Genomic DNA, 11,200 nt, shown 5'->3' with positions numbered 1-11,200 from the left:
AAGAGGAGGAACAATGTGTTGCATCTTCTTCCGTTATGCGCAGTCTATCGCTTGACTTGGCGGCGCGGGCATAGAAAACCGCTCCGCCAGGCTGCGCGGGGTCGCCGGTGTTCGGCACAAACACCGGCGCACCTGGCCCATGATTTCGGGCGAAACCTGAGCGTGCAGACTGTTTGCTAAACGAGTATTCGAGGGAGACTTTAATGAAATCCAATCGCACAATCGGTCTAGGTGTTGCCGCTGCAATGCTGGGGACACTGATGGCAGGCGCTGCCACCGCACAGGAGCAACGCTTTGTCTCGGTCGGCACCGGCGGCGTTACGGGCGTCTACTATCCTGTTGGTGGCGCCATGTGCCGGCTGATGAACCAGACCCGCCGCGAACACGGCATCCGCTGCTCCGTCGAATCAACCGGCGGCTCGGTCTTCAACGTCAACGCGATCAAGGGCGGAGACCTGGAGTTCGGCGTCGTGCAGTCGGACGTCCAGTACAACGCGTATAATGGCGAGGGCAGCTTTGCCCAGGAGGGCGGCCCGCACGCGGACCTTCGCTCGGTCTTCTCCCTCCACGCCGAACCGCTGACCGTGGTTGCGCGTGCCGAGGCGGGAATCAACTCGTTCGAGGAATTGCGTGGCAAGCGCGTTAATATCGGCAATCCGGGCTCTGGCCAACGTGCGCTGATGGACATTCTGATCGCGGAATATGGCTGGACAAATGCCGATTTCGCTCTGGCCTCGGAGCTCGCACCGGCCGAACAGGCTTCCGCCCTCTGCGACAACAACATCGACGCCTTTGCCTACACGGTTGGCCATCCTGCCGGCGCGATCGAGGAAGCAACGACGACCTGCGACAGCGTTATCGTGCCGGTCGAGGGCGAGATCGTGGATAAGCTGGTGGAAGAGAACCCCTATTACTTCACGGCTGTTATCCCCGGCGGGATGTACCGCGGCACGGATGAGGATGTGAACACATTCGGTGTTGGTGCCACGCTGGTGACCTCCGCCAATGTGCCGGATGATGTTGTTTACACGCTCGTCAAGGCGGTGTTCGACAATTTCGATTCCTTCAAGTCGCTGCATCCGGCCCTTGCCAATCTGGAGCCTGAAGAAATGATCAGCCAGGGTAACTCGGCACCCATGCACCCCGGTGCAGAGCAGTACTATCGCGAGAAAGGGTGGCTCGAATAAGAACTAGCTAGGGCGCTCCTTTGGAGCGCCCTTTTTTGTGCCAAGTAAAAGAAAGTGACTATTCTTTTAAGTGTGTTTTGACGGGACAGACAAGATGGTTGAAAAACGCAATGGCGCCGAGGCGGCGCTTTCGCCAGATGAGCTACAGGATCTCGTCGCTTCTTCCGATACCGGCGCGCGCAACCCTGCCGGTTTGACCAGCTATGTTATTGCAGGTGTGGCGCTGTGCTGGTCGCTTTTTCAGCTCTACATTGCCTCACCGCTGCCATTTACATTTTCAACACTTACGCGCTTGCCGCTGGTTCTCAACGACACGCAGATACGATCCATCCATCTTGCGTTCGGCCTGCTTCTGGCCTTCCTTGCTTATCCTGCATTTGCCAAAAGCCCGCGCGATCGCGTCCCAATCCTTGATTGGGTGCTTGCGATTACCGCAGCCTTCTGCGCTCTCTATATCTTCATATTCTACCGAGACCTTGCCCGCCGGCCTGGCCTGCCGATCACGCAGGATCTTGTGGTAGCCGGTATCGGCATGCTGCTGCTTCTGGAGGCCACCCGCCGCGCCCTCGGGCCACCGCTCATGTTCGTCGCCATCATCTTCATGGGCTACGTGTTTTTCGGCTCCTCCGCCATTGTGCCGGATATTTTGCGCTGGGGAGGTGCCTCCTTTGCGCGGGCCATGGATCAGATGTGGCTTTCCACCGGAGGCGTATTCGGCGTTGCCGTCGGCGTTTCAGCCTCCTTCGTGTTCCTGTTCGTGCTTTTCGGTTCGATGCTGGATAGGGCAGGCGCGGGGAACTTCTTCATAAAGCTGTCCTTTGCCTTCCTGGGGCATCTGCGCGGCGGACCTGCCAAGGCATCGGTTCTGTCGTCGCTGATGACCGGAATGATTTCGGGTTCTTCCATCGCGAACGTGGTGACGACGGGCACATTCACCATTCCGCTTATGCGGCGTGTGGGATATCCTGCCGAAAAAGCAGGCGCTGTCGAGGTGGCAAGCTCCGTCAACGGGCAGATCATGCCGCCGGTTATGGGTGCCGCCGCCTTCCTGATGGTGGAATATGTCGGCATTCCCTATTCGCAGGTGATCCAGCACGCGGTGCTGCCGGCTGTCATTACCTATATTTCGCTGCTCTATATTGTGCATCTGGAAGCGGTGAAGAGGGACATGCCGGTTCTGGCGCGGCGCAAGACCGGACCGCTTTATCTTTCGCTTCTGCGATCACTGATCGTTTTTGTCTCGTTCGCTCTGGCGCTGATCGGCATCTACTGGCTGGTCAAACTCATCAGGATGGTGATGCCGGATGTTTCGGGCACTGTCCTGATCGCTCTACTGCTTGCCGCCTACGTGGCTGCGGTCTGGATCGCTGCCCGGGCCCCCGACCTGGAGCTTGACGATCCGAACTCTCCGGTGGTCGAAATTCCAAGTGCAAAGGAAGTCATCAGAACCGGACTGCATTTCCTGCTGCCGCTCTTCGTGCTGGTCTGGATGCTGCTGGTCGAACGCCGCTCACCCAGCTTGTCCGCCTTCTACGCCGTGCTCCTGCTGATCATCATCATGATCACGCAGAAGCCGCTCAAGGCCTTGTTCCGCAAGATGAGGCAGCCGAAAGTATGGGCGGAGGCGCTGGAGGGCTGGAACGACCTCATTCAGGGCATGATCCTGGGGGCACGCAACATGATCGGCATCGCCTGTGCGACGGCCGCCGCGGGCATCGTCGTGGGAACGGTGACGCTTACCGGCGTCGGTCAGGTGATGGCGCAGTTTGTCGAATTCCTGTCTGGCGGCAATATCTGGCTGATCCTAATCTTCACGGCGATCATCAGCCTGATATTGGGCATGGGACTGCCGACGACGGCGAACTATATCGTCGTCTCCTCGCTCATGGCTCCCGTGATCGTCGAGGTGGGCGCGGCGAATGGCTATCTGATTCCGCTGATCGCGGCCCATCTTTTCGTGTTCTATTTTGGATTGATGGCCGACGTGACGCCGCCTGTGGGTCTGGCATCCTTCGCTGCCTCTGCAATTTCGCGGGCGGACCCAATGCGGACGGGGGTCCAGGCGTTTTTCTACGAGATGCGCACGGCGCTGCTGCCCTTCGTGTTCGTTTTCAATCAGGAACTTCTCCTGATGGATGTGACATTGTGGGGCGCGATTTTCGTTGCCATGAAGTCGACACTGGCCATGCTCCTGTTCGCTGCTGCGACCCAGGGATTCTTCATGACCAAGTCACGGAAATGGGAATCTGCAGCTCTGCTTCTCGTCACCTTCATGCTCTTGAGGCCAGGGTTCTTTCTCGATTTCGTTCAATCGCCGTATGTTCAAGTCGAACCTCGGCACGTTTTCGAGGTGGTCGAGCAGCAGCCAGACGATGCTGAGCTACGGATCATCATCCGCGGACCGAGCTTCGACGATCCCGACGAGCAACTGGAGCGAACCATGGCTTTCAATCTGGGTCCGAAGGGGGAGGATGGCCCTACCCGTTTTGAGAACGCCACCAGTATTCCGGCGCGAAGCGAGAACGGAACAATCATTCTTGAGGAGCCGCTCGACCTGAACAGCCTTGCTGGCCGTACGCTTTCCGAGATGGATTTCTACGCTGATGAGCCCGTGCAATTGCTGGGGGCGGAAATCGAGGCTGAGCGGATGCCGCGAGAAATCTTCTATATTCCCGCCGTCATCATCCTGGCGCTGGTCGTCATTCTCCAGCGTCGGCGTGGGGGCACGTTAGCTGGCACTCCCGTCCCAACCTGAAGGATAGAGAGATGTACAAGAACATTCTCATTTCCGTGGATTTGAGCAGTGAAGAGGCCGAGATTCGGGCTATCGAAACTGCGGTTGAATATGCGCGCGCCTTCGGGAGCAACCTCCACATCATGACCGTGGTGCCCGACTACGGCATGTCGATCGTCGGCAGCTTCTTCCCCAAGGATCATGAGCAACAGGCGATACAGCACGCCCGCGAGTCGTTGCACGCATTCACGTCGAAATATGTCCCGGACGATATATCCTGCCGCCACATCGTCGCTCATGGCTCCATCTATCGCCAGATCTTGCGTTACGCGAAAGTCGTGGAGGCCGACATCATCATTCTGTCGGCGAAGCGTCCGGGGCCGGAGGACTATCTCATCGGTCCCAACGCGGCGCGGGTGGTGCGTCACGCAACCATACCGGTTCTTATCGTAAGGTAAGACGGGCGAGCAGCAAGCATTCAGAAGGGCGGCTTGTGCCGCCCTTTCCCGTTTTTTGCGGATGTTCGCCGGAGACGAGAACCTGACCCTCTCCGGCGTGAAAGATCCCGCTGGCAGTGGAGCAGATCGATGTAGTGGCGTTCCGCCAGGTTGACGCGTGACGGGCCGCCTGCTTCAGCTGCGAAGTCGATGCGCAGGGTTTTTCCGTCAAGCTTAAGTGGCCGAGGCTGCAAGCCGGTTCGTATAGCCCGTTTCACTGTTGGATGTTGAAATCAGAACTCACCGCAGAGGCCCCAATTCAGCCCCTCTTCATCCCGCGCTAGTTAGCGGCAGGAGATATTACCAGCCGACCAGTTTGAAACATGCGTAGCCGATGCGGTTTGCCATGCGCCCGATGACAGCGCCAGGCGGTGGCGCGGCTAGGTCTCGGAGCGGTCAAAGCCGAGCGCTACGGAGCGCAATCAATCCGCTACCGGCACTGCCAGTCGCACAAGACTGCGCCCAGCTCACGGCAGTCGTGACCCCCACATTGCTCGCAAGCGTCGTTTCAAGAGCATCGCGTCCAGCGAAGCTGCTGATTTTTCAGTGCCCCAGACATCGAGGCTTTCTGCGCCTCGTTTAAAGCGCGTCGAGGCGCGTCCAAGCGGCATCCTTGCTTGAGGAAATCACGCAGGCATGGATGAAGCGCATGCCTTCAAGTCCGTCTTCCACTGTCGGCAACACGTGGTCCTGCGGCATGCTTCCGCCCTCACGCATCAGGCGAATAACGGTAGCCGCTTCCGTGTAGATCGTGGCGAACGCTTCCAGATAACCTTCCGGATGGCCGCCGGGGATGCGGGTGACGGCCGCCGCCGCCTCGTTTGCGCCGGCACCGCCACGCGTGATCAGCCGTTTCGGCTCGCCCAAGGGCGTGTACCAGAGATAGTTCGGGTCGGCCTGGATCCATTCAAGCCCGCCCTTTGTGCCGTAAACCCTGAGCTTCAATCCGTTCTCGTTGCCCGGAGCCACCTGGCTGACCCAAATGGTTCCCTTGGCTCGTTGGCCATTCAGTTCATGGAAGCGCAGCATCACATGGGCGTTGTCATCAAGCTGCCTGCCGGGCACGAAGCGGTCCAGGTCGGCAGCCACGCTCTCGGCTTTAAGGCCGGTCACGAATGTGATGAGCTGATAGGCATGGGTGCCGATATCGCCCGTCGCCCCGCCAGCGCCGGAGCGGGCTGGGTCAGTGCGCCAGGATGCCTGCTTGTTGCCATTCTTCTCCAAAGGCTCCGCCAGCCAGTCCTGCGGATACTCGGCCTGCACCAGGATGATGTCGCCGAGCGCGCCCTCACGCACCATCTGCCTCGCCTGCCGGATCATCGGGTAGCCCGAATAATTGTGGGTCAGAACGAAGAGCTTGCCGCTTTGCCTGACCTTCTCAACAAGCGCCTTTGCATCCTCAAGACTGGAAGTAAGTGGCTTGTCGCAGATGACATGGATGCCTGCTTCCAGAAAGGCTCTGGCGGCCGGGTAGTGCATGTGGTTGGGCGTGACGATGCTGACGGCCTCGACACCGTCCTCACGCGCGGCCTCCTGTCTTGCCATCTCCTCGAAGCTGCCATAGGACCGCTCAGGGTCCAGCCCGAGTTCGGCAGCCGACGCCAGGGCGCGGTCAGGGTTGGAGGAGAGCGCCCCTGCCACAAGGACATACTGCCCGTCGATCCGCGCTGCCATCCGATGTACGGCTCCGATGAAGGCTCCCTTTCCGCCGCCTACCATGCCCAGGCGAATGGGGCTTGCGACGGTTTTGCTTTCAGATGCGGAAACCATCCTCCCCTCCTAGCCGATGCCGAGCATCTTGCGCAGCCTGGAACGATCGCTCGTGCCGGCAGCAAAGTCGTCGAATACCTTTTCCGTAATGCGGATGATGTGTTGGTCGATGAAGGCCGCGCCTTCCGCTGCACCCTGCTCTGGGTGCTTCAATGCGCATTCCCACTCAAGCACCGCCCAGGAATCGTAACCATACTGCGCGAGCTTGGAGAAAATGCCGGAGAAATCCACCTGACCGTCTCCCGGGGAGCGGAAGCGGCCCGCCCGCTTGATCCACGGTTGATATCCGGAATAGACGCCCTGCCGGCCATCCGGGTTGAATTCGGCATCCTTGACATGAAAGGCCGAGATGCGTTCGTGATAGATGTCGATGAAGGCGAGATAGTCGAGCTGCTGCAGTAGGAAGTGCGAAGGATCGTAATTGATCATGCAGCGTCTGTGGTCGCCGACCTTGTCGAGAAACATCTCGAAGGTGACACCGTCAAAAAGGTCCTCGCCGGGATGGAGTTCGAAGGCGATGTCGACGCCCTGATCCTCATAGGCGTCGAAAATGGGCTTCCAGCGGCGGGCAAGCTCGGTGAATGCCTCGTTGATCAATCCTTCAGGCCGTTGCGGCCACGGATAAAGGTAGGGGAAGGCGAGGGCGCCTGAGAAGGACACGCTGACATCAAGCCCGAGATTCCGCGATGCTTTTGCGGCGTAAAGCATATGCTCGACGGACCATTCCTGTCGGGCCTTGGGATTGTTGTGGACGCTTGCGGGCGCGAAGCCGTCGAAAGGGATGTCGTAGGCGGGATGAACAGCAACGAGCTGACCGATCAAATGCGTAGAGAGCTCGGTGATCTCCACACCAGCTTCGCGACAGATGCCCGACACTTCGTCGCAATAATACTTGGACTCGGAAGCTTTTTTCAGATCGAAGAGCCTCTCGTCCCAAGCCGGGATCTGCACCCCCTTATAGCCATGGCCGGAAGCCCAGCGGGCAATGCTCGCCAGTGAGTTGAACGGCGCCTCGTCACCCACGAACTGGGCAAGAAAGATGGCGGGCCCCTTCATTGTCTTAGGCATTTTCCGATAATCCTCATCGTGGGCCTTAGTGGGCAGCAAGATGGTCTGCCCAGCCTCCTCGTTGACTATGACTCTGGGCGACGCCTGACCGACACCTGAGCAACGGATGACGTCGAAAGATGCGGGCTCCTCAGAAAGGTTTCGATCAACCTCAATTTTGTCTCCCGTTTTCGGGCAGCCTTTCGCGAAAAAGCGCCATCAGGTAGATACCGATAAGTGCTTCGGTGTAATCGATTACATAGCAGGTTGGTTGAGAGCGACAGAGCTGTCAACCCTTTTGCATCTGAGAAGAAATACGAGACTTGGACAAGAAAACCCCTAATATTCAGGATGTTGCTCGTGTTGCGGGCGTTTCCTCCGCCACGGTGAGCCGCGCGATCAGCAACCCTTCCATGGTGTCGGATGCAACGCGAGAGGCCGTCTTCGAGGCGATTGCCAAGACCGGCTACCACATCAACATCATGGCACGGAACCTGAGGCGCCAGCGTACGGGCGCCATCGTTGTGCTGGTTCCCAATCTCGGCAACCCGTTCTTTTCGCTCATTCTTGCCGGTATCGAACAAGTGGCTGCGCCCGCCGGCTTCTCCGTGCTCATTGTCGATACCAGGCAGCCGCACGCCGATGAGAACCAGATATTCACCTACCTTCACAATACGCGGGCCGATGGGCTGATCATCCTTGACGGGACTTTACCGCAGGATCTTCTGGAACGGCGCGCAGCCGTACTGCCGCCGGTGGTTTTCGCCTGCGAGTGGATCGAGGGAAGTGATTTTTCCAGAGTGGTAATCGACAATTCTGCCGGTGCAGCGATAGCTGTCCGCCATCTGCATGAACTGGGTCACCGCCATATTGGCCATGTCATGGGACCGATGGCAAACGTGCTCACAAAGACGCGCCTTCACGGAACGCGCGCTGCCCTTGAAGAGCTCGGGCTTCCGTTCGTACCGGAATGGTTCCTGACAGGGGATTTCAGCCTCCAGTCGGGGGCGGAGGCAGCGCGCCGGTGGCTTGCTCTTGAGAAGCGCCCCACCGGGGTATTCTGCGCCAGCGATCAGATGGCCTGTGGCTTCATCTCCGAACTTTCCAAGGTGGGGTTTTCCGTGCCGCGCGACGTGTCTGTCGTTGGGTTCGACGATATCGAAATCGGCCGGCATTTCATCCCGGCGCTGACCACCATCCACCAACCCCGGCGCAAGATCGGGGCGAAAGCGGCGGCTATGCTCATCGATCGCATCAATGGCGAGGGCTCCGTTGCTGTGTCTGAGGAGAAGTTTGCGGTACGCCTTGTGATGCGCCAGAGTGCGGCGCCGCCTCTATAAATATCCCGGCGCAGGCGTAAGAAGCCGGGCCAATTTTCCGCTCGCCTTCTGTTTATTCCGATCACATCATTTGCAATTCGCAAGGGCTTGATGGAACAGTTCGTTAACCATAATGAGCTATTGCATTTTTCGAATTGTCGAACGAACGGGGGCGCAGGTGCCAGTTTCACGCAGAGCTTTCTTGATCGGCCTTCCTCTTTTCGCAGCCGGCTGTGCCCCTACCCAGACAAGCTTCGATTTTAGCCACTACTCTGCACGAGCGGATGAAAAATTCCCCATAGGGGCGATCCAGCTTTCAAACCTTGATCCACAGCTTCGCAGGCGCGAGGTGCCCTTTGATGGAGACTATAAGGCCGGAACTATTGTCGTGAATACGCCTGAGCGCCGGCTCTATTATGTTCTCGAAGGCGGCCGTGCGATCCGCTATGGGATTGGGGTAGGGCGTGAGGGGCTTGTGTTGCGGGGAAATGCGATTGTCGGGCGCAAGGCGGAATGGCCGAGTTGGACACCGACTGCCAATATGATCAGGCGGGATCGCCGGAACAGGAAATACGCCAGTGGTGTTCCGGGTGGGCCAAACAATCCCCTTGGAGCCCGTGCGCTTTATCTTTACCGCAACGGGCGTGACACGATGTTCCGCATCCATGGCACGAATCAACCTCATACCATTGGCCGCGCGGTATCGAGTGGATGTATTCGAATGATCAATCAGGATGTGATCGATCTTTATGAGCGCGTACCGGTGGGAACAAGGGTGGTCGTGCTACAGGCCTAAGCGGCAGGAAGGCTGCCTTGCATCGTTGCCGCGATTCCCGCTTGCACCAGGCAAGCGCGGTTATTGTCTGTCAAGATGGGACCAGCGAACGGCCACGTACCAATGAGCACCGATTACGCCGATAACGCCGCCCAACAGTAAGCCAAGGGCAAAGCCTATAAAGAACGACACCGTTCCCCCCGGTTTTAGATCGCTATCCTACTTTTTTGTCTCGTCGCAAGCAAATGTCCGTTTACATCGGGCACACCGAAGCAGGCCGGCACTTTGGCGGGGGGCGCTTGGGGTGCACCGGCCTGCTTCGCGCGGCGGAAAGGCCGCGCTCGGGGAAATGCAGCGGGCAGCAATAAGTTCCACATAGAATAGGAAACTTATACGGTCCTTTGCTGGCGATGTGGAACGTTCGCTTTTGTACCTGGTGAAATGGCGGATGCGGAGCGATCACCCAGAACTATCTCTGCGATACTCGGCCGGGCAGGGTTCATCACCTCTGAAGTCCCTCGCCAGGCACTCGGCCTCGTCAAAGGTTTCGCCGGTGATGCGGACAGCACCGGCCATTCCGAATAGCTGACAACCGGGCAAAGCTGTGGCAACCGTGAGCATGAGGAAAGTCAGTGGCCATTTACTCAATTTCATCGTTCCCGTTGGACAGGATAAGCAATGATTGTCAATTTTGGCATGGCTATGGAATTTGCGCCCTCATGCCCATTAATGGCATGTGCAGTAATGGAGCTGCCGTCCGCCCGGAAGGAACAGCGAATTGTTAACCAGGGGGTGACCTGATCGCCCTGCATCCCCATATCGCTGTAAGTAGCCGATCGAAACGACGCAAGAAGGAAGACAATTGGCAGAAATTTCAATACTCGAACTCGGCCGCGTGCGGCAGGGCTCTGATCGCCGAACGGCTCTCGACGAAGCGCGTACTCTGGCCCAGCATGCCGAGAAGTGGGGCTACAAACGGGTGTGGGTGGCTGAACATCATAACATGCCCACCGTGACCACGGCGGCGACATCGCTGGTGATCGCCCATATCGCTGCCGGCACGAAGACGATCCGCGTGGGTGCAGGCGGTATCATGCTCCCCAACCACGCTCCTTATGTCATCGCTGAGCAATTTGGGACGCTGGAGACGCTCTTTCCCGGCCGCATCGATCTCGGCCTCGGCCGTGCACCAGGTACAGACCAGTTAACGCTTCGCGCCTTGCGCCGCGATCCGGCCAATGCCGATAATTTCCCGCAGGATGTCCTGGAACTGCAGGCGTTTCTTGCGCCGGTCGGCCCCGGCCAGCGAATCGAAGCGGTGCCGGGCTCCGGCACCAACGTGCCGATCTGGATTTTGGGCTCAAGCCTCTTTGGGGCGCATCTTGCGGCGGAACTGGGTCTTCCTTACGGCTTTGCCTCGCATTTCGCGCCGCAGGCGCTCGATCAAGCGCTTACAGTCTATCGCACCCGCTTCAAGCCGTCAGAACAATTGGAAAAGCCGTATGCGCTGATCGGTGTCAACATCATTGCTGCCGACACCGATGCCGAGGCTCGGGTTCTGGCGACGTCGCAGCAGATGTCCTTCACCGATATCTTTCGCGGGGCGCGAAACCTTACGCAGCCTCCGATCGACGATATCGAGACCTACTGGACCCCGCAGGAAAAGGCCCAGGTCAGCCAGATGCTTGCCTGCAGCATCGTGGGTAGCCCGGAGACGGTGCGCCGGGGGACCGACGATATACTAGCCCGCACGCAAGCTGATGAGCTGATGGTCGTCTCGGATATCTTCGACCCGGAAAAGCGGTTGCGCTCATTCGAGATCATCGCTTCCGTGATGAATGCGAGGAAACAACGCTGAGCCAGGCGGTACA

General features: G+C 58.6%; 8 protein-coding genes. 6 read left to right on the top strand and 2 right to left on the bottom strand.

Translation table 11 applies throughout. The annotated features are described in order from the left end of the window. Positions 1 to 203: 203 nt before the first annotated feature. The 3 genes from HUS57_RS07810 (at position 204) to HUS57_RS07800 (ending at position 4,379) form a co-directional block, all read left to right on the top strand. Positions 204 to 1,187 (top strand): TAXI family TRAP transporter solute-binding subunit, encoded by a 984-nt coding sequence (locus tag HUS57_RS07810; RefSeq protein ID WP_173932469.1) that lies wholly within the window; start codon positions 204 to 206, stop codon positions 1,185 to 1,187. Between the two features lie 94 nt (positions 1,188 to 1,281). After that, complete coding sequence (locus HUS57_RS07805) at positions 1,282 to 3,942, top strand: TRAP transporter permease (protein WP_173932467.1); 2,661 nt, start codon at positions 1,282 to 1,284, stop codon at positions 3,940 to 3,942. An 11-nt stretch (positions 3,943 to 3,953) separates the two neighbouring features. Then, positions 3,954 to 4,379, top strand: a complete 426-nt coding sequence (locus HUS57_RS07800) for a universal stress protein (RefSeq protein WP_173932464.1) — start codon at positions 3,954 to 3,956, stop codon at positions 4,377 to 4,379. A 618-nt stretch (positions 4,380 to 4,997) separates the two neighbouring features. On the opposite strand, the gene HUS57_RS07795 is transcribed toward HUS57_RS07800, so the two are convergent. Together HUS57_RS07795 and HUS57_RS07790 are read right to left on the bottom strand one after the other, a co-directional pair. Further along, on the bottom strand, positions 4,998 to 6,188 hold the full coding sequence (locus HUS57_RS07795) for a Gfo/Idh/MocA family oxidoreductase (RefSeq protein WP_173932462.1): 1,191 nt from the start codon (positions 6,186 to 6,188) through the stop codon (positions 4,998 to 5,000). 9 nt (positions 6,189 to 6,197) lie between these two features. Next, complete coding sequence (locus HUS57_RS07790) at positions 6,198 to 7,256, bottom strand: sugar phosphate isomerase/epimerase (RefSeq protein WP_173932460.1); 1,059 nt, start codon at positions 7,254 to 7,256, stop codon at positions 6,198 to 6,200. A 302-nt stretch (positions 7,257 to 7,558) separates the two neighbouring features. On the opposite strand from HUS57_RS07790, the gene HUS57_RS07785 reads away from it, so the two are divergent. From HUS57_RS07785 to HUS57_RS07775, 3 genes are all read left to right on the top strand, one after another. Then, positions 7,559 to 8,575, top strand: coding sequence for a LacI family DNA-binding transcriptional regulator (locus HUS57_RS07785; RefSeq protein WP_173932459.1), 1,017 nt, complete (start codon positions 7,559 to 7,561; stop codon positions 8,573 to 8,575). A gap of 157 nt (positions 8,576 to 8,732) precedes the next feature. Continuing rightward, the gene (locus HUS57_RS07780; protein ID WP_173932457.1) at positions 8,733 to 9,350 is read left to right on the top strand and encodes a L,D-transpeptidase; all 618 of its coding nucleotides are present in this window, start codon (positions 8,733 to 8,735) and stop codon (positions 9,348 to 9,350) included. 841 nt (positions 9,351 to 10,191) lie between these two features. Continuing rightward, positions 10,192 to 11,187, top strand: a complete 996-nt coding sequence (locus HUS57_RS07775; protein WP_173932455.1) for an LLM class flavin-dependent oxidoreductase — start codon at positions 10,192 to 10,194, stop codon at positions 11,185 to 11,187. The last annotated feature ends 13 nt before the right edge of the window (positions 11,188 to 11,200 follow it).

This window comes from Chelativorans sp. Marseille-P2723 (genome assembly GCF_902809845.1).
In the GTDB taxonomy this organism is placed as follows: Bacteria; Pseudomonadota; Alphaproteobacteria; order Rhizobiales; family Rhizobiaceae; genus Chelativorans.
This window is presented reverse-complemented; position numbering and strand designations above follow the sequence as displayed.

What these genes read in the sequence shown, in the direction of transcription:
- HUS57_RS07800 (WP_173932464.1), top strand. Translation starts at nt 3,954, where the DNA reads ATGTACAAGAACATTCTCATTTCCGTGGATTTGAGCAGTGAAGAGGCC.
- HUS57_RS07795 (WP_173932462.1), bottom strand. Translation starts at nt 6,188, where the DNA reads ATGGTTTCCGCATCTGAAAGCAAAACCGTCGCAAGCCCCATTCGCCTG.
- HUS57_RS07810 (WP_173932469.1), top strand. Translation starts at nt 204, where the DNA reads ATGAAATCCAATCGCACAATCGGTCTAGGTGTTGCCGCTGCAATGCTG.
- HUS57_RS07805 (WP_173932467.1), top strand. Translation starts at nt 1,282, where the DNA reads ATGGTTGAAAAACGCAATGGCGCCGAGGCGGCGCTTTCGCCAGATGAG.
- HUS57_RS07790 (WP_173932460.1), bottom strand. Translation starts at nt 7,256, where the DNA reads ATGCCTAAGACAATGAAGGGGCCCGCCATCTTTCTTGCCCAGTTCGTG.